This window comes from Antarctobacter sp. (assembly GCF_034670325.1).
In the GTDB taxonomy this organism is placed as follows: domain Bacteria; phylum Pseudomonadota; class Alphaproteobacteria; order Rhodobacterales; family Rhodobacteraceae; genus Antarctobacter.
Window position 1 is genome coordinate 885,640 of the sequence record NZ_JAXMNR010000001.1, and the last position, 22,480, is coordinate 908,119.

Genomic DNA, 22,480 nt, shown 5'->3' on the forward strand with positions numbered 1-22,480 from the left:
CGCCCTACGCCCATGCCCGGCGCGGCGTGGGCGGATGACGGGGAAGGGGGCGCTGCCCCCTCTTGGCCTATGGCCAATTCACCCCCGGAGAATTTGGACCAAGAAGAAGACGCGGGAGCGGCGTATGACTTACGAGCCCATCGATTACCTGCCTTATGATTTCGCCAACCGGCGTCACATCGGACCCTCGCCCGAGGAAATGACGGCGATGTTTGGGGTGCTTGGGGTCTCTGGCCTTGATCAGTTGATCGACGAGACGGTGCCAAAGGCGATCCGTCAGGAAGCGGCGCTGGATTTCGGCAAGCCGCTGTCGGAACGCGAGCTGATCTACCGTCTGCGCGAAGTGGCGGACCGCAACAAGGTGCTGACCTCGTTGATCGGGCAAGGCTATCACGGCACCGTCACGCCGCCCGCGATCCAGCGCAACATCCTTGAGAACCCGGCGTGGTACACGGCCTATACACCTTATCAGCCTGAGATTTCGCAAGGCCGGCTTGAAGCGCTGCTGAACTTTCAGACCATGGTTTGCGATCTGACCGGGCTGGAGATTGCCAATGCTTCGCTTCTGGATGAGGCAACGGCCTGCGCCGAGGCGATGACCATGGCGCAGCGGGTGGCCAAATCGAAGGCCAAGGCATTCTTTGTCGATGAGAACTGTCACCCGCAGAACATCGCCGTGATGAAGACCCGGGCCGAGCCGCTGGGGATCGAGGTGATCGTGGGCGCGCCGGATGCGCTTGATCCAGGCAGCGTCTTTGGCGCTATTTTCCAGTATCCGGGCACCCATGGCCATGTGCGCGATTTCACCGATGATATGGCGGCACTGCATGATGCGCAGGCGGTGGGGATTGTCAGTGCCGATCCGCTTGCGCTGTGCCTGCTGAAAGAGCCGGGCGCGATGGGGGCCGATATCGCTGTTGGCTCGACTCAGCGGTTTGGCGTTCCGGTGGGTTATGGTGGCCCGCACGCCGCCTACATGGCTTGCCGTGATGAGATGAAGCGCGCGATGCCCGGCCGGATTGTGGGCGTGTCGGTGGACAGCCACGGCAACCGCGCCTACCGCCTGTCCTTGCAAACGCGTGAACAGCATATCCGCCGCGAAAAGGCGACCTCCAACGTTTGTACGGCGCAGGCGCTGCTGGCGGTCATGGCCGGGTTTTACGCGGTGTTCCACGGACCGAAAGGGCTGCGCGCCATCGCGCAGCGCATCCACCGCAAGACCGTGCGTATGGTCAAGGGGCTGGAGGCGGCGGGCTTCAAGGTGGAGCCCGCTACCTATTTCGACACGATCACCGTGGACGTGGGCCTGCTGCAACGGGGTGTCTTGCAGGCGGCGGTGCGTGAGGGGCTGAACCTGCGCCGCGTCGGAAAGACCCGCGTGGGGATCACGCTGGACGAGCGCACGCGGCCTGCGACCATCGAGGCGGTCTGGCGCGCCTTTGGTCTGGTGAAAAAGGACGACGCGGCAGAGTCTGAATATCGACTGCCCGAGGCGTTGATCCGTACCTCTGAGTACCTGCAACACGACGTCTTTCACATGAACCGGGCCGAGACGGAGATGATGCGCTACATGCGTCGTCTGGCAGACCGCGATCTGGCGCTTGACCGGGCGATGATCCCGCTCGGCTCTTGCACGATGAAACTGAACTCCGCCGCTGAGATGATGCCGGTCAGCTGGCGCGAGTTTTCGATGATCCACCCCTACGTGCCCAAGGACCAGGCGCGGGGCTATACAGCGATGATCGAGGATCTGAACGCCAAGCTGTGCCAGATCACCGGTTATGACGCGATTTCCATGCAGCCGAACTCTGGCGCGCAGGGGGAATATGCGGGGCTGTTGACGATCCGGCGCTGGCAACGGGCGCGGGGGCAGGGGGACCGCAATGTCTGTCTGATCCCGGTCAACGCGCATGGCACCAACCCGGCCTCTGCCCAGATGGTCGGCTGGAAGGTGGTTGCGGTGAAATGCGACGACAAAGGGTCTATCGATCTGGCGGATTTCCGCGCCAAGGCGGAAAAGCACTCTGCGTCGCTGGCCGCCTGCATGATCACTTATCCATCCACCCATGGCGTGTTCGAGGAAACGGTGAAAGAGGTCTGCGCCATCACGCATGAGCATGGCGGGCAGGTCTATATCGACGGCGCGAACATGAACGCCATGGTCGGCCTTAGCCGCCCCGGTGATCTGGGGGGCGATGTGAGCCACCTGAACCTGCACAAGACGTTCTGCATTCCGCACGGCGGCGGCGGCCCCGGCATGGGTCCAATTGGCGTCAAGGAACACCTTGTGCCGCATCTGCCGGGCAATCCGCTGGACGAAGAGGGCGGAGCGGTGAGCGCGGCCTCGTTCGGGTCGCCCTCACTGTTGCCGATCAGCTGGTCCTATTGCCTGATGATGGGTGGCAGCGGTCTGACGCAGGCGACGCGCGTCGCAATCCTGAACGCCAACTATATCGCCAAGCGGCTGGAGGGGGCCTATGACGTGCTCTACCGTGGCGGCAAGGGGTGGGTTGCGCATGAATGTATCCTCGACACCCGGCCCTTCGAGAAGTCGGCGGGTGTCACGGTTGAGGACATTGCCAAGCGGCTGATGGACGCCGGTTTCCACGCGCCAACCATGAGCTGGCCGGTGGCTGGAACGCTGATGGTGGAGCCGACAGAGTCGGAAACCAAGGCCGAGTTGGATCGCTTTTGCGACGCGATGCTGGCCATCCGCGCCGAGATCCGCGCCATCGAAGAAGGCCAGATGGACCGCGAGGTGAACCCGCTGAAGCTGGCCCCGCACACGATGGAGGATCTGGTCCGCGACTGGGATCGTCCCTACAGCCGCGAGCAGGGGTGTTTCCCGCCGGGGGCGTTCCGGGTGGACAAATACTGGCCGCCGGTGAACCGGGTCGACAACGTCTATGGGGATCGGCACCTGATCTGTACCTGCCCGCCAATGAGCGACTATGCGGAGGCGGCAGAATAGACGCTTGCGCGTGGACCGACTGGAGCAATCGTTGCGACTCTGTGGCAAAGCAACATGTTGCAGTGGATTGTTAACCATCTTGCAATAAAGCTACCGTATCGGACCATATGGGTCCGTTGCGGGCCGGACCGGCGTCCGGATACCGGGTGGTGCCGTGTGTGCGGCATTGATCCAGTGCTCTGGAACGGTGCTGGGAGTCAAAATAGTGGGATATTGCGCTTGTTCAGGCTACGTTAGCCATCACGGTTGATGCTTTTCGGGTTCAAATGGTGGCATTTCATGACACTCAGGCTGATCATCGCGGACGATAATGCGCAGTTTCTTGATTACGTTAAGACGGTTGCCGAGGCCAAGGGCTGGTTGGTGACGCTCTGCGCGGATGGCAACGAACTGCTGGCCATTCTCAAAGAAATGTCCGACCCGGCGCTGGTCCTAGTGGATATTAACATGCCGAACCTTGATGGCGTCGAAGTCGCGTGGAAGCTGTCCGATCTCAACGGGTCCGCCCCTGCGCGGCTTCGGTTTATCACCGGTGGGGATCCGACCAATGCAATCGCTGCGCGTATGATCGCAAAAGCCCGTGAACAGGATCCCGGAACAACCCTGTTCAAGCCGATCGCCATCGAAAAGCTTCGTGAGGTTCTGGCCTTTGAGGCGGAAAAGCTGGAAGCGCAACAGCTGTCCTGACCCGGTTGCGGGATTACTTGGGGTCGTTCTCCGTCTTCAACGCCTGTGCGACAGCGTTCAGCAGGTCGCCTCTGGGGACAGGTTTCATCAACCGGATATCTTCGGGTCGTAAACCGTTGCCATGCACCGTCGCCTCGGCCGCATATCCTGACATGAAAATCATCGGCAGGTTTGGGTGGGTTTCGCGGATAGCACGGGCCAGATTGGTGCCCTGCAACTCACCAGGCATAACGATATCGGTCACCAGAAGATCGAAGTTCGGGTCCTGTTTGAACTGCGCCAGTGCGGCGTCGCCGGACCCCACGGCAACCACATCGTATCCTGCGGATTCGAGTGTGGCGATCAGCATCCTGCGGACCGCATTTTCGTCCTCGGCCAACAGGATGCGCGAAGTCTGCGTTGCCGGTTCAGAGTCGGTGCGGGACAGGTGGAAGTCGGCAGTGGGCGCTTCGTCGCTGGCCGGGAAGTACAGCTTGAACGTCGTTCCCTGCCCAAGTTCTGTATAGACCTGAACGGTGCCCCCAGATTGCTTGACGAAGCCAAGCACCATCGACAGCCCAAGCCCAGAGCCGGAACCGGGGGCTTTGGTGGTGAAGAATGGCTCAAACATGTGTTCAAGCGTATCGCCCCCTATGCCGGAACCGGTGTCGCTGACGGCAAGCATGACGTACCGCCCCGGTTCAAGCGGTTCATTGCGGGAATCGACATAAGCCTGATCAATCCGCACATTCGCCGTCTCGATTGTCACCTTGCCGTGACCGTCAACGGCGTCGCGGGCGTTCAGGATCAGGTTCAACAGTGCGCTTTCCAAAGAGGCCGCATCCGCCTTTGCAGGCCAGAGTCCGGCCAAAAGTGACGTTTCGATCTGCACCGATTCCGGCAGCGCGCGACGCATCCAGTTTTTGGCGTGCAGGGCGACCACGTTCAGGTCCAGAGGTTCCGGTGTAAGACGGGCGCGGCGGGCGAATGCCAGCATACTGCGGGTCAATTCTGCGCCACGGTGGCTGGCCTCCAGCCCGGCGTCGATCATTGAACGCTGGTCGGGGTTGTCGGTCTCATCACGCAAGAGTTCGAGATTGCCCATAATGACGGCAAGGATGTTGTTAAAGTCATGCGCTACACCGCCAGTCAGTTGACCGATGGCCTCCAGCCGTTGCGAGCGGTGCGCCAAGTCTTCTTGATTTTGGGCCTTTTCCAGTGCGGCGACCTCGGCGCTGATGTCGACAATGACGGCATCCACGCGGTCCGTGCCATCGCCAAGATCCGTGGTTTTCGCGTGTAGTTCGACCCAACGCCGAGTGCCGTCGCGCGCATTTATCGGCAGACGCACATGGACTGGTTCACCGGTTTTTATCCCGTGATTGATGGAATCCCGAGTGAGGATGACGGTGGATTCGTCCTGACCTTTTCGCAACAGGCTGTTGTCGGCCATGATCGCGCTATGTGAGACGCCAAATATGTCGACGCATTTCTGGCTGATATAGGTGACTTCGCGCGGTGCGCCATTTTCCCAGATTGCCTGATAGATCACGCCCGGAATGTTTTCGGCGATCACACTGATCCTGTGCTCTGCTTCGTTCCGTTCCCGCTGGGCGTCGCGAAAATCCGTAAGATCGGACTGAAAGCCGACGATGCGGACCTCTCCCGTGGCCTCGTCGACCTCTACCGCGCGGACAACACGGGCGTCGCGCAGGCTGCCATCCGCTCTGTAGAAACGGAAATCGTGGGTATTGCTGTCGGTCTCTCCGTCGATTGCTTTGCCGATTCTTTTGATCACTTCATCCCGATCCTCGGGATGAAGCATGTCCAATACGGTTTGCATTGGCAGGGGACCCGGTGAACCGGCTAATCCGTAGAGGTCCAGAAAGCCCTGATCGACGATCAATTGATTTGGCACATCACCAAAAATGAAAGTGCCCATGTTGTTGTGGTCCATGACATGCTGCATGCGTTTCAGCAGCCTTGCGTTGTCACGAGAGATTTTGGCGAGCTCTACACTTTGAGAAATGGCGAACCACACAAGCACGACAGATAGACAGCCCACCGCCGTGAAGGTGAACACAACGCGCAGCGGTGCGTCGGTCTGTGGGGTGGTGCCAGCAAGGTTCGCAATGGTGACAACGCTTGTCTGGATGAGTAAATACGCCCCGATACCGTAGGAAAGTGCTGCTTTTGGTGGGGCGGGCCATGCCTTGAACGGGACCAGTTTCCGCAAGACAAGGCCGGCCAGCGCATTGCAGGTCAGGGAGAGTACCCCGATCGGGAGCATGTCGCCGCCGACCCAGATCCGGATCGCCAAGGCAACCGACAAGGCAATAAGCGCGCCCGGAATCCGGCCTAAATAACCCGAAAATATCAGGATTCCGGATATGGAGCTAAGCATTGCGCCGCCAGTGAATACATGAGCGTTGACCGAAAGCGCCATGATCACAATGCCAAAGGCAAACCCCAGCGCAATGTCTGTCTGGCGACTCTGATTGGAATATCGGGCGGTCGAGAAGACGAGATAGAGCAGAGTCGCTGCCAGAATCAATGAAATCAGGCTGTGTACAATCGAAGTCAACATCCGGCAGTTTCATCCCGTTTGCTCTCCCACTGAAAAGGTGGAAGGTATTCGGGTAGCCTAGCCGGATTTTTGTCGATCAGACAACTAATTGACGCGAAACAGCAACTCTTTGATATTCTGTGCAACAGCAGACGTCTGATCTTTGTCGGACCGCCGGATGGCCGTCCGACAAGTTACGCCGCATACAAAGTGACAAAATGCGCTTTTGTTGTCAGGTATTGGGTTGTTCTTGCTCGGTGGGCGGAGCGTCCTGGGGTACATCCAGCAGGAAATCGAAGGCGTCGCGTACCAATCCCCAAGTCGCCTCATCGCTTGCGGCAAGCAGGTAGCCGGATGTCAGGTCGCCGCGGTATTCCGACGCGTCCAGCATCGCCACATGGCCCCCGGCCTGACGGGTCACGATCACCCCGGCCGGTTGGTCCCAAGCGGTGAGTTTCGGGAAAAGCGCAAAGTCAATTTCACCCTGCGCCAATGTGCGGAACTCATGACAGGCACAACGCAGCGACCACACGCGGCCAAGTTTGGTCATCGTAATCGCGGCTTTTTCGCGCTTGTCCTTTGGGATCAGAAACAGCGGCACAAAGCCGTTCAACTGGTCCAGAGTCTTGTGCTGGTCGTGGGCTGTCGTGACAAATCGGCGGCCACGGCGGGGCAGCTGCAATTGCGCGGGATGCTCGCTGTCGGCCCAGACAATGTCGTTCAGGACCGGATCGAAAAGCAGGCCGAAGACCGGGCGACCAAAACGCAGGACAGAGACCATGACCCCGAACATCGGCAGGCCCTTGGCATAGTTCCACGTGCCGTCAACCGGGTCGATGGTAAAGCAAAGCTCGGCCTCGGCGATTTTCTCGACCAGTTCCGGCTTGGCCGAAGCGGCCTCTTCGCCGACGATCAGCGCGGACGGGAAAAAGGTCTGAAGGCCGCGGGTGATCATCGCCTCTGCCGCGGTGTCCGCCTCTGTCACCAGATCCATTGGGCCGGTTTTCTCACCGATCTGGTGGCTGCCCAGCTTGCGAAAGCGCGGCATGATCTCTGCCTTGGCGGCGCGGCGGACGAGGTTGAACAACTGTGTGCGCTGCGCCGAGGTGAGAGGCGCCGTGATGGGCATCGGAAGGGAATCAGTCATGGTTCGAACATCCGGTGTTTGCTTTGCGTTGACGTGGTGTTGCCAGCCCGAGGGCCGTGGCGCAAGGTGACAGCCTGTCCGCTTTTCTCATTCGCGGGCCCGTAGAACGCCTGCCGGTCGGGCGGCCAGAGGTCGCCAGGCAAAGGCGAGGCCAGCCAGAAGCGTGGCAAGAATGCCGCCAAAGACGATGGCGATGGCCGAGGGCCAGATTACCGTGAATTGCGTTTCCATCACGTAGGTCATGATCGCCCAGGCCCCGGCGATGCCCGCGCCCAGCGCAACCGCCCCTGCGGCGGCACCCAGCAGGCCAGAGCGCAGAGCAAAGCTCCGCAGGATGCGGGCGCGGCTGGCCCCGAGGGTTTTCAGCACCGCAGCCTCATAGGTGCGCGCCCCTTCGCCGGCTGCCGCCGCGCCGATCAGCACAAGGAAGCCGGTCAGCAACGTCGCCGCCGCGCCCCAGCGCACCGCCTGCCCGATTCCGTCCAGCAAGGTGCTGACCCGGTCAATGGCGTCGCGTACGCGGATCGCGGTGATGTTGGGATAGGCATTGGCGAGGTCGCGCAGGATCGACGCCTCGGCGGATTCTTCGGCGTAGACGGTCGAGATGAACGTATGCGGCGCACCGGACAAAGCGGCGGGGTTCATCGTCATCACGAATCCGATCCCGGCGGTTGAGAAATCGACCTCCCGGAAAGAGGTGATCGTGGCGGTGATGTCGCGGCCAAGGATGTTGACGGTGATCTCATCGCCCAGATTCAGGCCCATCTCTTCGGCCTCTTCGGCGGCAAAGCTGACCTGCGGCGGGCCGCTGTAATCTTTGGGCCACCACTCGCCCTTGGTGACGGTGGTGCGGGCGTCAGGGGTTTCCGAATAGGTCACGCCGCGGTCGCCGCGCAGGACCCAGTGTTCGCCCACCGCCTCTGCCGCCGGTTGGCCGTTGATCCGGGTGAGGATGCCGCGCAGCATCGGCGCGCTGTCAATGCGGCTGACGGCGGGATCGTTTTCCAGCCGGTCCAGGTAGCCGGGCATCTGGTCTTTTTGAATATCGACAAAGAAATAGGATGGCGCGACCTCTGGGAGATCTCGTTGGATTGCACTGCGCAGGTTGCCGTCGATCTGGCCGATCGCGGCCAGCACGGTCAGGCCAAGACCCAGTGACAGGACCACCGATCCGGCGCTTTCACGTGGTCCGCCGATGGCCCCTAGCGCCCAGCGCAGGACGGGGCGGCCTCGCGCGGTGGGTGTGGCGACGCGTGCCAGCCAACGGATCGCCCAAGCGGCGGCCACTAGGATCAGCAGCGATCCGGCGATGCCCCCGGCGGTCCAAAGCGTCAGCGCAGGGTTGCCAGAAAACAGGACAGCCGCCCCCAGCAAAGCCGCGATCAGGACCAACGTGGCGATAACGTAGCGCCCCGCAGGTAACAGCCGCGCGCTGCCCAGCGCATCGCGAAACAGCGTGGCGGCGCGCACTTCTTCGGCCCTTGCCAAAGGCCAGAGGGTGAACAGCAGGGCTGTCAGCAACCCGTAAAGCGCGGCCTCGGCCAAGGGGGCTGGGTGCAGGGTAAAAATGGCTGGCACGGGCAGCGCCCCGGTAATCAGCGGCGCAAATAGCAGCGGAATCGCCGCGCCCAGCACCAGCCCGATCGCGATGCCCAACAGGCTTAGTGCGCCAATCTGCAAGAAATAGGTCTGAAAAATCACTGCGTGGGTGGCCCCCAGAGTGCGCAGGGTGGCAATGACAGAGGTCTTGTCGGCCAAATACGCGCGCACCGCTGCCGAAACGCCGATACCGCCGACGGCCAGTCCGGACAGCCCGACGAGGATCAGGAAACTCCCCAACCGCTCGACAAAACGCGCGATGCCGGGCGCGCCGTTGCGGGCGTCGCGCCAACTTAGACCGGTGTCCTCAAACTGGCGCAGGGCCTCGGCCTTGACCGTGTCTAGGTCCGTGCCCTCGGGCAGGCGCATCCGGTATTCTGTCTCAAACAGGGAACCCTCCGCGAGCAGGCCAGAGCCTTGCAGGTCCCCGGTCCGCACGATGGTACGAGGCCCAAGCCCGAACCCGTCGCCGGCATCGTCAGGCTCCGTCATGATCGTGGCGCGCAGGGTGAAGTCCTGGGTGCCAAGGCGAAAACGATCGCCGGTTTGCAGGCCAAGCCGGTCGGCGAGGATCGGGGCCATGACCGCGCCCTGATCCTTTAACGCGTCGGCCAGCGCAATTGGCGGCTCTAGAACCATCTCACCCAACAGCGGATAGGCGGCATCGACGGATTTAACCTGCGTCAGCCCGCGCTCGGTGCTGCCGTCACGCATGACCGTCGCCATGGACCGGAAATCTGTGACCTCTGACACGGCCTCGGCGGTGTCCTCCATCCATGCCCGCTCATCCTCGGTCGCAAAGCGATAGGTGAACTCGGCCATTGCGTCGCCACCCAACAGGACCGCGCCTTGATCTTCCAGCCCCGCCTGAATCGCGGACCGGACAGAGCCGACGCCCGCGATGGCGGCAACCCCAAGGGCAAGGCAGGCAAGGAAGATGCGAAAACCGCGCAGTCCACCGCGCAGTTCCCGCCGGGCCAGCCGACCCGCGATGCTCAGGCTCATTCTGCGGCCCTCAGGTCCGCATCATCAACGTGACCGTCGCGCAGGCGCACAATTCTGTCACAGCGCGCGGCAAGATCAGGGGCATGGGTCACCAGAACCAGCGTCGCATCATGTTCTTGCGACAGGCCAAACAGCAGATCGACGATGGCCGCGCCGTTTACCCCGTCGAGGTTGCCGGTGGGTTCATCTGCCAGCAGGATGTCGGGTTCCGGCGCAAGCGCGCGGGCAAGGGCCACGCGCTGTTGTTCGCCGCCGGACATCTGCGCGGGGTAGTGGTCGGCGCGGTGCGACAGTCCAACCTTGTCCAGCATCGCGTGGGCACGGTCAAAGGCGCGGCGGTCCCCGGCCAGTTCTAGCGGCGTGGCGACGTTTTCCAGCGCGGTCATGGTGGGGATCAAGTGAAAGGACTGAAACACCACGCCCATGTGATCGCGCCGGAACCGGGCCAGGGCGTCCTCGCTCATGTCGGTCAGGTCGTGGCCCAGTGCGTGCACTTTTCCGCCGGTGGCACGTTCCAAACCGCCCATGATCATCAGCAACGAGGACTTACCAGATCCCGACGGCCCGATCAGGCCCAGAGTTTCGCCCCGGGTCACGTCTAGCGTGACGCCATGCAGGATTTCTACCAGTCCGGCATTGCCCCTGAGGCTGAGAGTGACATCTTGGAGCGACAGGACAGGCTCGGGCAAGGGAGATCTCCGGAGATGTTGCGTTGGATCACATATGGGCTGTCGGGCGGGCTGAGCAAGGCACTGGCGGGGATGCTGTTGTTGTTCGCCACAGGGGCTGCGGCGGATCGGGTCCATATTCTGGCGTTGGGCGACAGCCTGACGCAGGGTTACGGGCTGATCGAACAAGAGGGGTTTGTGCCACAACTGCGCACGTGGTTAACCGAGCGCGGCCATGACGTGCGGATTGTGAATGGCGGCGTGTCTGGCGACACGACGGCGGGCGGCCTCGCGCGGGTGGACTGGTCCCTGACGCCAGAGATACAGGCGATGATCGTTACATTGGGTGGCAATGATCTGTTGCGGGGGATTGATCCGGCGGTGTCACGTGACAATGTGGAGGGCATTCTGAAGGTGGCCGAGGCGCGCGGGTTGGAGGTGCTGTTGATCGGGATGCAGGCACCGGGCAATTATGGCCCCGAATACAAGGCAGCCTTTGACGCGCTCTACCCTGAACTGGCGCAAGACTACGGCACGCTCTATCTTGAGAGTTTCTTTGCCGGTTTGACGCGGGACGGCGAAGCACCCGCAGACCTGCGCACCTTTATGCAGGGGGATGGCATCCATCCGAACGCGCAGGGCATGGCACGCATTGTCGGGGCGGTTGGCCCTATGGTGGAGACTTTGATTGAACGGGTGGCCGACTAGGCACCAAGAACCCGGTCAGGCCTCGACCTCACGTCCCGCGCTGTCATGGGCGTGGACCACTGCGACGACCAGCGCCGTGCCGACCAACAGGCTAACGCTCAGGTGCAGGCCAAAGGCCGCAAACAACGACATATCGTAGGCCAGCCACCCGGTCAGGGCGCAGGCTAGCCCGATCACGCTACTAAGAAGAAAAGAAAAAACCGCCATCACGCCCTCCGTCTGTTGGCAAGGTAGGCGGGCATTTCCTAACAAAGGCTTAAGACCTGACTGGGTGGCCGGGGCTTTTATCTCAGATTGTTCATGTCCCGCTGACCGCGCGCCAAGCAAACCCTGGAAGGCGTGCGATCATTTTCTGCATCAAGGCTCCGTATTCCGTTTCTCCGGCCATGAGTCGCAGATATTCGCGGCGCAAGGTACGCGAGTTTCGGAAACTGCGGATGAAGGCGGGTCGCAGGCTTTCCCGGAACATCAGGTTTCGCAACAACCGGGCGTGACGCAACCCGCGATGTATCGGTCGCAGGCTTTCCTTGTAGGCGTACAAAGCCGATTCGGGCGTGCCTTTGGTCAAGGCCTGCCGCACGGCCTTGGCGGCCAGCGCCCCACTGTCGAGCGCATGTGCGATGCCCTCGCCGGTGATCGGATCGACCAGCCCGGCGGCATCACCCGCCAGCAGAATGCGGCCTTTACCCGGCGTGGGGCGGAAGTCTCCGAAAGGCAGGAACTGACCCTTGACCGGCAGGTCGGCGGGGATGTCGAGCGCGTCCATATAGCGGCGCAGGGCCGCCTTCATGTCGGTGTTTCGCGCAAGCACCCCACCGACACCGATGGTCGTGCCACGGGTCTTGGGAAACTGCCAGCCATAGCCCCAGTCAGCGGCCCCGAAATCGATCCGCAACGGGCGGTCGGGGTCTGCGCCGGGGCGCTCTACCTCCAGCGCAAAGCCGATTTGGGCCTTGTCATAGGCGCTGCCGAACAGCGTTCTGGCGGTGGGGCTGTTTACGCCGTCTGCCGCAATCAACAGGGGGGCTTCGATCCGCAGGTCGGACAAGTCTAGGGCCGGTCCGTCCGGATCGAGTATCCCGGCACGCCCGGTGAAATCGGTGGCCCCCGCGTCGAGCGCCGCGCGGACCAAGGTCGCGTCCAGTTCGAAACGCATGCAAAGGTGTAAGGGAGGGGCATCCGTGCTTTCCCCAAGGTCTTGACCGAAAGCATGGAAGGCAAAATTGTCGCGCCGCTCTAGCGGAACCGGCGGCAGTGGTGCGCCGTAAATCCGGTTATACAGGGAAATCGCGCGTCCGGTGAGGCCGCCGCCACACAGCTTGTCCCGAGGAAACCGCGCCTTGTCTACCAGCGCCACACGCAGACCAGATCTTGCAGCCGTCAGCGCCGCAGAGGCACCGGCGGGACCGGCGCCAAGAACAATCAGGTCAAAATGTTCGATCCGGCGCGCGGTGGCGTCTGTCACAGAACGGTGACTTTGGTGCCAACAGGGACACGCTCGTACAAGTCGATGACATGATCGTTGATCATGCGTACACAGCCGTTCGAGACTGATCGACCGATAGACCGGGGTGCAGTCGTGCCGTGGATCGCATTAAAGGTGTAACGATTGTTCCGGTACAGATAAAGCGCGCGCGCACCCAATGGATTGCCCGGACCGCCCGGCTGGACAAAATCGTTGTCGATGAATTTGCCGTAGGCGCCGGGGTTACGCTCGATCATGGCATTTGTCGGACGCCAAGTCGGCCACTTTTTCTTGCCGCCTACGTCGTAAGAACCCGAGATCGCCTGTCCGGCGGTGCCGAGGCCCACGCCGTAACGACGTGCCTGACCGGGGCCCTCAACGTAATAAAGGAAATGTGCCTTTGACAGGATCAAGATCTGACCGGGAGCCATGTCAGCCTTTATGCCCACATTCTGAGGCTTGTAGATCGGGTCCAGAGAGAAAGCCAATGCTGGCGCAGGAAGCGCGGCGGCGGCCGCTGAGGCGGCGAGAAATGTACGGCGTTTCATCATGGCAGACCCTGGCAAATGTACACGAATGGCGGCAAGATATGTCGCCCAAGACGAACTGAAAAGCAATCCCGACTCTGCAAGATCAGCGTCACGTTGCCGTGCAGTACCAGTTGCGGGCCCATTCTGGCAACGTGGCGATCACTGCTTGGGGACATTCGCGTTGCGTCCGGCAAGGATGACGCTGACAAGATAGGCAGATTGAGGGGTCATGCCCGCCATGATCGCCGCCGCTGCATCGGGCCGCATCCGGGCCAGAAATCCAGAAGCAAATTCGGGGTCCATTTCCTCAAAAAGGGCTGCGGCCTGCTTTGGCTTCATGTTGGCGTAGACATTGGTCAGCTTTTCAATGTCGTCCTCGGCGGCGGTGCTGGCCAGCGTAAGGGTGTCTCTGAGGCTGGCTTCGGCCGCGGCCAGAGCGGTCATCTTGCGCTCAATTTCCTCTTCGGCGACGGCGAGAGCCTGCATGCGCACCTCGATTGCCGATTCGCTTTTGCGGACGCGCGCCTCTCTTGCGTTCAGGGCGTCCAGCAACGGCTGAAGATCGGCCTCGGCGACAAGGCGGGTCTGTCCTGCAGGATCGGAGACGTGCGGGTCCGTACCGACGGGCGGAGCGGACACCAACGCTGTCTCGGGTTTCGGTGTGGTACTTTCTTCCCGGGCCAGAGCCTCCCCGGCGCCGATGGCCACCCGCAACAAACCTGAAGTCACCAAAAGCGCGCAGATGGCGGCAAGCGCGCCCCGGGGTTTGCGTCTGGCCCGCCGTTTGGCCGGTTTTCCCGCCGCAACCTTTGCCTTTGCCATGCCGTACCTCTTTCGTTCATCGTTCCTGGCGGGGTGCCGTCAGTTGCGCGGATGGCGCAAAAAAACCGGATCTTTCGATTCGCTCTGCGGCGGGGCACCGTTCTGGGGCAGGTCGTGCATCGACGCCACCAGCAGTTCGAGCCGCCGCGCCACATCTTCGGCCCGTTCGGTCAGCTCACCCAGCGACTTGTTCGATTCGCCCGCGCTTTGTTGCGCCGCGCCCAGCGTCTTGGTCAGGTCATCCACCTGCGCCGAAAGCACCGCCACCGCACCACCGACACCGTTTTCCAGATCGGTGAAACGCGACAGCCGTCGCGCAAGGATAAAGCAGTAAAAACCGGCACCGAGCGCCCCGGCCACCAGCAAGATATCCGCAATCACTTCCATTCCCGTCTCCCTCAATTCAGGACAAATTCCAGCACCAGAAGGTCGCGCACGCGTCCCTCTCCGGCCACCAGTTTGATCCGACGCAGCATCTGACCGCGCAGTCGCACCAAGGCACCCTGCGCCTGGAGGTCATGTGCCTCCAGTGCGCGGAGATAGCTGTTCAGCACGTCCTGGATGCGCGGCAGGATCTTTTCGACCTCTGCCTGATATTCTGCCGGTACTTCGAGGCTGGCCCGAAACCGCAGGTGACTGGCCTGAGCGCCCGGTCCCAGCGAGATCAGCACCGGCGGCACCTCGACAAAGCTGACATCTGGCAAGGCTTTTGTCTCAACATGCGGGTCGCCGTGATCCGCTGGCGCGTGACTGTCAGCGTCATCGCTTTTTCCGCCGCCTATCAGCCCGGACTGCACCGCATAAAATCCGCCGCCACCGCCAGCCAGCGCCAGCACCATACCGATGATCAGTGGAAGTTTAGAAGATTTCTTCGCAACTGGCTCAATTTCATCAACGGTGGCGTCAGACATTTTAAACCTCTTCGTCGGCAGTGACCTCGGTATAGGGTAAATGGGCTAACTGATTGTTAAGGCGAATGGGTCAACCTCAGCACAACCGAACAGAATGTTTGGAGTGGAGGTCGGTCTTGAACCAGATACTGTCGAGCTGGAATGCCCTTGCCGGGCGCCAACGCATGATCGTCATTGGCGCCACAGTGGTGGTCATGATGGCGGTTCTTGGACTGACGCGGCTGGCGTCGGCCCCGAACATGGCCCTTCTTTATGCCGGGTTGGAAAACGATGCCGCCGGTGAGGTGGTCAAGGCGCTGGAGGCGCGCGGCGTGCAATATGACGTGCGCGCCGGTGCAATTTTTGTCCCCGAATCTGACCGTGACGCCCTGCGACTCACCCTTGCCAGCGAGGGGCTGCCCGCCAATAGCGGGCAGGGGTATGAGCTGCTGGATGGGTTGTCGGGATTCGGCACCACCAGCCAGATGTTCGACGCGGCCTATTGGCGCGCGAAAGAGGGTGAACTGGCGCGGACCATCGTTTCGAATCCTCAGATCGCCACGGCGCGCGTGCATATCGCCAACTCCAGCGCGAATCCCTTTCAGCGGGACGTGACACCCACCGCCTCGATCTCTGTCAGCACGACCGGGGCCGTACTGACTGCGGCTCAGGCACGGGCCTTAAAATTTCTCGTGGCCTCGGCGGTTCCGGGGCTGACGCCTGAAAACGTTGCGGTGATCGATGGCAAAGGCGGACTGATTGGGGCCGAGGACAAGATTGGCGGCGGCGTAACGGCGGACGACCGCGCGGCACTCTTGCGGGACCGCGTACAGCGCCTGATGGAGGCGCGGGTTGGCACCGGCAACGCGGTGGTCGAGGTCAGCGTCGCGACCGTCACCGAAACAGAACTGATCCGTGAACGCAGTTTTGATCCCGAGGGACGCGTGGTGATCTCGACCGACACCGAAGAGCGCACGGACAGAGCCGAGAACACCGGCGGAGGCGGCGATGTCACCGTGGCGTCGAACCTCCCGGACGGGGCTGCAGGCGGTGGGCCGGACAGCTCATTGACCTCCAAGGCCGAGACGCGTGAACGGGTCAACTATGAGATCTCCGAAACCACGCGTGAGATCACCCGCCAACCCGGAGCGATCAAGCGGCTGACCGTCGCGGTTCTAGTCAACGGCACCTACCAGACGGCAGCCGACGGCACACAACAGTTCGTGCCCCTTCCCGAGGTGGAGCTTGAAGCGTTGCGCGAACTGGTGGCCTCGGCGGTGGGTTTCGATGAGACGCGCGGCGATCAGATCACCCTGCGCTCGCTGCCCTTTGAGCGGCCAGAGGGTCTGGGGACCGGGCCGTTGGAGCCGGGCTTCTTCACCGGGTCGATTGACACCATGCGCTTGATCCAAATGGCGGTTCTGGCTGTGGTGGCGCTGATCCTCGGGCTGTTTGTCTTGCGTCCGATTCTGTCGCGCGGCAATACAGAACGGGGCATGTCGCCTGCGGGCGCCTTGCCGTCGCCCGGCGCGTCGGGTGCTGGCGTTCAGTCTGAACCGCTGGTTGGTGAGATTGAACCCGAGGGCGGCTTTGACAATCTTCCTGTGCTGGCGGACGGGCCGGACTTTGGCGGGATGGGCATGGTCGATTTCGACACGCCGGCCGAAGAAGACCCGGTTGATCGTCTGCGGAACCTGATTGAAGCCCGCAAAACCGAAACCGTCGAGATTCTGCGCAGTTGGCTTGAGGAAGACAAGGAGGGCGCCTCATGAGCGGGCTCGCAGCGCTTCTTGAGGATTTTGGCAGCACCATGCCGCATCATTTCGCCGCCCAGATGGCCCCGGCCCAGCCGGGCATCAGCGAAGCGGATCTTGAAGGGCAAAAGCTCGAAGCTTTTGAAAAGGGATACCGGGCGGGCTGGGACGATGCTGTCAAGGCGCAGTCGGACGACCGGCTACGGATTTCGAGCGCCTTCGGACAGCATCTTCAGGATCTCAGTTTTTCCTACCACGAAGCCTATTCTCAGGTGATGAACGCCGTGACGCCGCTGCTCGATGAGATGGTCGCGTCCCTGTTGCCCCGAATCGCCCGCGAAACGCTGGGCCAGCATATTGTCGAACAATTGCAGGTCATGAGCCGTGAGATCGGGGCAATGGAGGTGATCATCGCCGTCAATCCCGCACGGGTCGAGGCAATCACGCCGTTGCTGGGTGGCGACTTTGGCTTTCCAATAAAAATTTCGCCGGACGACACCTTGGCCGAGGAACAGGCCGACATCCGTTTTGGTGAAACCGAACAACAGATCGATCTGAGCGACCTGATCGCCTCCGTGGCCGAGGCCGTGGAAGGCTTTGCCCATGACAACCGGAGGAAGATGAAACATGGATAGCGCGCAAGCCGCACCCCGTAGCGACACAGGGACACCGTTTACCTCGGTCCCTATCGAGATCACCGTTTCCGTCGGTCGGGCCCGCCCGTTGGTGCGGGAACTGCTGCAACTCAACGAAGGCTCTGTGCTGACCCTCGACAAGCAACTGGACGACCCGGTGGAATTGTACGTCGGCGAAAAGCTGATCGCGATTGGCGTTTTGGAGGTGGTCGAAGGCGAGGGATCTGGCCAACTGGCGGTGCGAATCACCGAAGTGGTCGACTTGCAGTCGCGGGCCTGATCCATGCGCAGACTCCTGCCTGTTCTGGCGCTGTGCCTGCTGATGTTGCCCGCCATGGCAGGGGCGCAATCCATCGCCATAGACATGGGCGAGGGCGGCTCTGTCACTGCGACCTCGGTTCAGCTGATCGCGTTGATCACCTTGCTCAGTCTTGCGCCGGGCATCGCCATCATGGTCACCTGTTTTCCTTTCATGGTGACCGTGCTGGCGATCCTGCGGCAGGCTGTTGGCCTGCAGCAGTCGCCGCCCAATATGCTGATCGTCAGTCTTGCGCTGTTCCTCACCTATTTCGTGATGGAACCGGTCTTTACCGAAGCCTGGGAGACGGGCCTGCAACCCCTGATGGAAGAGCAGATCGAGGTGGAAGAAGCGGCTCTTCTGACAATCGCTCCATTCCGCGACTTCATGGCCGGTCGTGTCGATCCAGACACCTTTGGCGCGATGGCCGATCTGCGCCCGGACGCCGCTGGCACTGCCCTATCGCCTGACGCGCCGCTGTCGGTTCTTGTGCCCAGCTTCATGTTGTCCGAAATCGCACGCGCCTTTCAGGTGGGCTTCCTGATCTTTCTACCATTTCTGATCATCGACCTTGTCGTTGCGGCGGTGCTGATGTCGATGGGCATGATGATGGTGCCGCCCGCAATTGTCTCCTTGCCCTTCAAACTGGCGTTCTTTGTGCTGGCGGACGGGTGGGCCTTGTTGGCGGGCAGCCTTGTGAGGGGCTATTTTTAGCGGGAATCATGGTTAATGGTCTTTAGGGTAGTCGCCATCTGGCGTCGCCTTGGTCGGGCGATCAGGGCCGAGACAGCCAGGGTCGGGGGGGTATCTGAGGCTCAGCTCGGCGCGATTTCGATGGTGGTCACCTGCCGATATGGTGCATCGGGCGATACGAGGATCGATCCAAAGCCGGGTGTATTGAGCGCGTTGGGAAAATTCTGCGCCTCAAGGCAAATCCCGCCGAAGGGACCATGATCCACGCCGGGCCAAGGATTTGCATAGGGCGTCAAAGTATTAGACGTATAAACCTGCATCCCCGGTCGATCTGTCCAAAGGCGCAGGCGCATCCCGTCAGGTGCCATAAGCTCGGCTGCAACCTCCGTGCCGCCGTCCAGCGCAAAGTTCAGATCATAGCCGGCGCCTTTAGGGTCGGCATCGTCGATCAGGCGCGCCTCGCGAAAGTCGAAACGGGTGCCCCCAACATGCAGGCGTTCGCCGGTCGGGATAAGGTCCGGCCCGGTCGGCGTATAGTGTGAGGCGTCAAGGCGCAAAGTGTGATCGCGCACGGTGCCCCTGCCTGCCAGATTGAAATAGAGGTGCTGTGCAAGGTTTATCGGCGTCACCCGGTCCGGTACTGCCGTCATGTCCCAAGTCAGCGCAGCCCCGTCCAGCGACAGGCGGACATCAAAATCCACCGCGCCGGGATACCCCTGATCCATATGGAGGGAACGCAGGGAAAGCCGCACGGCCCGATCCCCTTCGGGTGCCATTTGCCAGTTCCGCCAGCCAAGCCCGCGCGGCCCGCCATGCAAGTGGTGCCCATCTGGCCCGACCGGCAGTTGCCAGACCTCGCCATCCAGAGTGAACCGCCCCTGAGCGGTCCGGTTGGCCACGCGACCGACGACAATGCCCATCGACCTCGGGTTTTCGCGATAGGATTCGGCGTCGTCATACCCCAGCACCACCCGCCGTCCGCCAACCTGCCAGTCCTGCACGGCGCAGCCCATGGACAGGACGGTCACGAGGCTGTCACCATCGCGCAGGACGTGGCTGGAAATCTGATCTGTCATCGCGGGTCTCCTTATGCCGCCAAGCATTAGCAGAGTGGCGGCAGCCGACCCAAGCGCTCAATCCTCGTCGATGACATCCGTATGCAGGTGCCGCTCACCGCGCATCTTTGCCAGTGCGATCTGCTTTTGCCGCTCGCGGAACCGCGTCTTGTCCTCCTCCGAGGTTTCACCGATGCAAAGATGGCAGGACACCCCTTGTTCATACTCGGGCCGCGCGCGGTCCTGGGGCAGAATCGGGCGGCGACAGGCGTGGCACAGGTCATGCGGCCCCTCGCGCAACCCGTGTTCCACCGAAACGCGACCGTCAAAGACAAAACACGATCCCTGCCAACTGCTGTCCTCTTCAGGCACCTCTTCGAGGTACTTCAGAATCCCGCCCTTGAGGTGGAACACGTCCTCAACCCCCTGACTGAGCAGGTAGTTGGTGGATTTCTCGCAGCGGATGCCACCGGTGCAAAACATCGCGATACGCTTATTATGAAAGCGGTCCTTGTTCGTCTCCCACCATTTCGGAAAATCGCGGAAGCTGTCGGTCTGCGGGTCCACCGCGCCCTCAAAGGTGCCGATGCCGACCTCGTAATCGTTACGCGTGTCGATCACGGCGACGTCGGGGCTGCGGATCAGATCGTTCCAGTCAGCCGGTTCGACGTAGTGTCCAACGCGCGCGCGCGGGTCCACATCGGGCTGCCCCATGGTCACGATCTCTTTCTTCAACCGCACCTTCATCCGGGCAAAAGGCCGCTCTGACGCGGTCGACAGCTTCCATTCCAGATCGGCGCAACCGGGCAGGGCGCGGATATGCGCCAGAACCGCCTCGATCCCCGACGCGGGGCCGGCGATGGTGCCGTTGATCCCTTCATGTGCCAGCAACAGCGTGCCAGTGATCTTTTGTGCCTGACAAAGATCCTGCAACGGCCCCTGCAAAGCGGGAAGGTGATCAAAGCGGGTGAAATGATATAGGGCGCACACGGTGAACATGGGCCTGTCGATACGGAGCGAGGGCGCAGCCGTCCAGCGGCTATTCTGCCGCAATGGCGAGACCGTGAACGACGGCGGTAAAGACCTCGCTGTCCACGGGCTGCGCCTGTGGCAGGGCGCGGGTCATCGCGCCGCGCACGGCGTTCAGCAGGCTGGAGCCACCGACATAAACCACCTGATCGACGGTTTCGGGCGCGCAGCCCGACGCGCGCAGCGTGTCCATCGCGCAGGTTGCGATCTCTTCGCCATAACCGGACAGGGCAGCGGTCAGCGCCTCTGCCGCAAGCGTGACCGACAGCCCTCGTTCGACGACTTGCAGTGCGATTTCCCCGGCATCCGCGCCATTGGCCGCGATCTTTCCCGCCTCTACTGCATAGGCAATGTCGTGGCCAAGGTGGGATTCCAAAACATCCGCCAGCCGTTCGAACAGGTGCGGCTCTGGCGCCAGACGAATCCAGCGCTGAACCTCGCGCAGGACGGCGGCGTCATAGACAAAGGGGATCTTTTCCCAACTGGCAAGGTCGTGGAACAGGGCGCGGGGGGCGGCATGGGTCTTGGCCCCGATTTCCGCCCCGATCTGCGCGCCATATCCCAGCAGAGGCATGGCGTGGGCAAGGCTCAGCGCCTTGTCGAAATCCGTCCCGCCCAACCGGATGCCGCCGCTGGCGATCACATGTGTCTTTCCGTCCTTGCGGTCACACACCGTGAAATCCGAGGTGCCGCCGCCAATATCGACGATCAGCATCCGGCCTGCACCGTCCACCGCCTGTGCGGCGGCCTCTGGCTCTGGCAGGAACTCGACCGATGTGAAACCGGCAAGCCGGTAGGCCTCTGTCAGATCCTCCAGCGCCTGTGAATCGCGTGTTGCAGAGGCAGAGTGGAAATGCACCGGTCGGCCTGACAGGGCGTTGTCGAATTTGAGCCCGGTGTGCGCCTCAGAGCGTTTGCGAATTTCCGTCAGGAAGCGGGCGATGACCTCGATCAGGGTCAGGCGTTCGTTCAGCAACCGGCGCGGTTCCTGCGCCAATGGCGTGCCCAGAATGCTCTTGAGCGCGCGCATGAACCGGCCTTCGGCACCGTCCATCATCGCGCGTGCAGCCGCGGTGCCATACAGATAGCGCCGCTCGGCGAAATCGATGAAGACCGCCGTTGGCAAGGTCTGCTCACCCGGTTCCAGCGGGATTGCATAAGGGCGTCCGCCCGCCATGACGGCGGCGCCCGTGTTGGACGTGCCGAAATCCACGCCAAGCCGTGCCATGATCGCATCTCCTGTTCGAAAGGTCGGCACGATTATCAGCCGCCGCGTGGCATGGCAATTCCGAAATCGCGCCCCTATGCTGCGCCGGACTGATAGAGGGAGATGGCCCATGCACGCGCTGATCGTGATCGACGTTCAGAACGATTTCTGTCCCGGCGGCGCTCTTGCGGTCGAGCGGGGCGATGAGATTGTCCAGCCGATCAACGCCCTCATGGCCGAGGTCGACGCGGTGGTGCTGACGCAGGACTGGCACCCGGCGGGGCATTCGTCTTTTGCCACCTCGCATGAGGGCAAGACCCCCTTTGAGATGACCCAAATGCCCTATGGGCCGCAGGTTCTGTGGCCTGATCACTGCATTCAGGGGTCTCCCGGTGCCAACTTTCACCCCGATCTGGAGGTGGACCGCGCGGACCTGATCATCCGCAAGGGGTTTCGCGCGGCAATCGACAGCTATTCGGCCTTTTTCGAGAATGACCACAGCACACCCACCGGGTTGGAGGGCTATCTGCGCACGCGGGGGATCGACCGTCTGACGCTGGTCGGTCTGGCGACGGATTTTTGCGTGAACTTCTCAGCCGTGGATGCCGCGAAACTGGGGTTCAAGGTGACAGTCTTGCAGGACTTATGCCGGGCAATCGACCTTGACGGCTCGCTACAGGCGGCGCTGGACGGGATGGCGGAGGCGGGAGTCACGCTTGCGTGATACCGGAGTATCCGGTTTATCCTGACATTTGACGCGACGGAGGGCCGA

The 22,480-nt window shown here is 61.9% G+C and carries 21 protein-coding genes; 8 read left to right on the forward strand and 13 right to left on the reverse strand.

The genetic code is table 11. The features are described from left to right. Window positions 1–124: 124 nt before the first annotated feature. A complete protein-coding gene (gcvP, locus tag VOI21_RS04275) occupies window positions 125–2,971 on the forward strand; it encodes an aminomethyl-transferring glycine dehydrogenase (protein ID WP_323768018.1) in 2,847 nt (948 codons plus the stop codon). Between the two features lie 279 nt (window positions 2,972–3,250). Further along, window positions 3,251–3,658, forward strand: a complete 408-nt coding sequence (locus VOI21_RS04280; protein ID WP_323768020.1) for a response regulator — start codon at window positions 3,251–3,253, stop codon at window positions 3,656–3,658. 13 nt (window positions 3,659–3,671) lie between these two features. Here the strand turns inward: VOI21_RS04280 and VOI21_RS04285 are convergent, their stop codons facing one another. The 4 genes from VOI21_RS04285 to VOI21_RS04300 all read right to left on the reverse strand — a co-directional run bounded on the left by VOI21_RS04285 (window position 3,672) and on the right by VOI21_RS04300 (window position 10,643). Next, complete coding sequence (locus VOI21_RS04285) at window positions 3,672–6,224, reverse strand: ATP-binding protein (RefSeq protein WP_323768023.1); 2,553 nt, start codon at window positions 6,222–6,224, stop codon at window positions 3,672–3,674. A gap of 211 nt (window positions 6,225–6,435) precedes the next feature. Then, entirely contained in the window at window positions 6,436–7,350 is a 915-nt protein-coding gene (locus VOI21_RS04290; protein ID WP_323768025.1) for an inositol monophosphatase, read from the reverse strand. A gap of 87 nt (window positions 7,351–7,437) precedes the next feature. Then, a complete protein-coding gene (locus VOI21_RS04295) occupies window positions 7,438–9,954 on the reverse strand; it encodes an ABC transporter permease (RefSeq protein ID WP_323768027.1) in 2,517 nt (838 codons plus the stop codon). After that, a complete protein-coding gene (locus tag VOI21_RS04300) occupies window positions 9,951–10,643 on the reverse strand; it encodes an ABC transporter ATP-binding protein (protein WP_323768029.1) in 693 nt (230 codons plus the stop codon). The genes VOI21_RS04295 and VOI21_RS04300 overlap by 4 nt, the downstream gene beginning before the upstream one ends. A 15-nt stretch (window positions 10,644–10,658) precedes the next feature. On the opposite strand from VOI21_RS04300, the gene VOI21_RS04305 reads away from it, so the two are divergent. After that, window positions 10,659–11,330 (forward strand): arylesterase, encoded by a 672-nt coding sequence (locus VOI21_RS04305; protein WP_323768031.1) that lies wholly within the window; start codon window positions 10,659–10,661, stop codon window positions 11,328–11,330. Between the two features lie 15 nt (window positions 11,331–11,345). Here the strand turns inward: VOI21_RS04305 and VOI21_RS04310 are convergent, their stop codons facing one another. The 6 genes from VOI21_RS04310 to VOI21_RS04335 form a co-directional block, all read right to left on the reverse strand. Beyond that, a complete protein-coding gene (locus VOI21_RS04310; RefSeq protein ID WP_323768033.1) occupies window positions 11,346–11,537 on the reverse strand; it encodes a hypothetical protein in 192 nt (63 codons plus the stop codon). 91 nt (window positions 11,538–11,628) lie between these two features. Further along, window positions 11,629–12,795: a geranylgeranyl reductase family protein gene (locus VOI21_RS04315; protein WP_323768035.1), complete on the reverse strand. Its 1,167-nt coding sequence runs from the start codon at window positions 12,793–12,795 to the stop codon at window positions 11,629–11,631. Continuing rightward, window positions 12,792–13,346 (reverse strand): L,D-transpeptidase, encoded by a 555-nt coding sequence (locus VOI21_RS04320; protein ID WP_323768436.1) that lies wholly within the window; start codon window positions 13,344–13,346, stop codon window positions 12,792–12,794. Before VOI21_RS04320 ends, VOI21_RS04315 begins: the two co-directional genes overlap by 4 nt. 138 nt (window positions 13,347–13,484) lie before the next feature. After that, window positions 13,485–14,147: a MotE family protein gene (locus VOI21_RS04325; RefSeq protein WP_323768037.1), complete on the reverse strand. Its 663-nt coding sequence runs from the start codon at window positions 14,145–14,147 to the stop codon at window positions 13,485–13,487. Between the two features lie 39 nt (window positions 14,148–14,186). Continuing rightward, on the reverse strand, window positions 14,187–14,534 hold the full coding sequence (locus tag VOI21_RS04330) for a hypothetical protein (protein ID WP_323768039.1): 348 nt from the start codon (window positions 14,532–14,534) through the stop codon (window positions 14,187–14,189). Between the two features lie 11 nt (window positions 14,535–14,545). Continuing rightward, window positions 14,546–15,058: a flagellar basal body-associated FliL family protein gene (locus VOI21_RS04335; protein ID WP_323768041.1), complete on the reverse strand. Its 513-nt coding sequence runs from the start codon at window positions 15,056–15,058 to the stop codon at window positions 14,546–14,548. 116 nt (window positions 15,059–15,174) lie between these two features. Between VOI21_RS04335 and fliF the strand changes: the two genes are divergently transcribed. The 4 genes from fliF to fliP are packed head-to-tail and all read left to right on the forward strand — an operon-like array spanning window position 15,175 to window position 18,438. Beyond that, the gene (fliF, locus tag VOI21_RS04340; protein ID WP_323768043.1) at window positions 15,175–16,809 is read left to right on the forward strand and encodes a flagellar basal-body MS-ring/collar protein FliF; all 1,635 of its coding nucleotides are present in this window, start codon (window positions 15,175–15,177) and stop codon (window positions 16,807–16,809) included. Continuing rightward, complete coding sequence (locus tag VOI21_RS04345; protein WP_323768045.1) at window positions 16,806–17,426, forward strand: ABC transporter ATP-binding protein; 621 nt, start codon at window positions 16,806–16,808, stop codon at window positions 17,424–17,426. Before fliF ends, VOI21_RS04345 begins: the two co-directional genes overlap by 4 nt. Further along, window positions 17,419–17,706: a FliM/FliN family flagellar motor switch protein gene (locus VOI21_RS04350; RefSeq protein ID WP_323768047.1), complete on the forward strand. Its 288-nt coding sequence runs from the start codon at window positions 17,419–17,421 to the stop codon at window positions 17,704–17,706. Before VOI21_RS04345 ends, VOI21_RS04350 begins: the two co-directional genes overlap by 8 nt. Before the next feature lie 3 nt (window positions 17,707–17,709). Next, complete coding sequence (fliP, locus tag VOI21_RS04355) at window positions 17,710–18,438, forward strand: flagellar type III secretion system pore protein FliP (RefSeq protein ID WP_323768049.1); 729 nt, start codon at window positions 17,710–17,712, stop codon at window positions 18,436–18,438. A gap of 101 nt (window positions 18,439–18,539) precedes the next feature. On the opposite strand, the gene VOI21_RS04360 is transcribed toward fliP, so the two are convergent. The 3 genes from VOI21_RS04360 to VOI21_RS04370 are packed head-to-tail and all read right to left on the reverse strand — an operon-like array spanning window position 18,540 to window position 21,729. Then, window positions 18,540–19,493 carry an aldose epimerase family protein gene (locus tag VOI21_RS04360; RefSeq protein WP_323768051.1) on the reverse strand — a complete coding sequence of 318 codons (954 nt, stop codon included), beginning with the start codon at window positions 19,491–19,493 and terminating at the stop codon, window positions 18,540–18,542. A 57-nt stretch (window positions 19,494–19,550) separates the two neighbouring features. Continuing rightward, window positions 19,551–20,471 carry a rhodanese-related sulfurtransferase gene (locus tag VOI21_RS04365; RefSeq protein WP_323768053.1) on the reverse strand — a complete coding sequence of 307 codons (921 nt, stop codon included), beginning with the start codon at window positions 20,469–20,471 and terminating at the stop codon, window positions 19,551–19,553. 40 nt (window positions 20,472–20,511) lie between these two features. Next, window positions 20,512–21,729, reverse strand: coding sequence for an Hsp70 family protein (locus VOI21_RS04370; protein WP_323768055.1), 1,218 nt, complete (start codon window positions 21,727–21,729; stop codon window positions 20,512–20,514). Window positions 21,730–21,838: 109 nt separating this feature from the next. Between VOI21_RS04370 and pncA the strand changes: the two genes are divergently transcribed. Then, window positions 21,839–22,432: a bifunctional nicotinamidase/pyrazinamidase gene (pncA, locus tag VOI21_RS04375; RefSeq protein WP_323768057.1), complete on the forward strand. Its 594-nt coding sequence runs from the start codon at window positions 21,839–21,841 to the stop codon at window positions 22,430–22,432. Window positions 22,433–22,480: the final 48 nt, after the last annotated feature.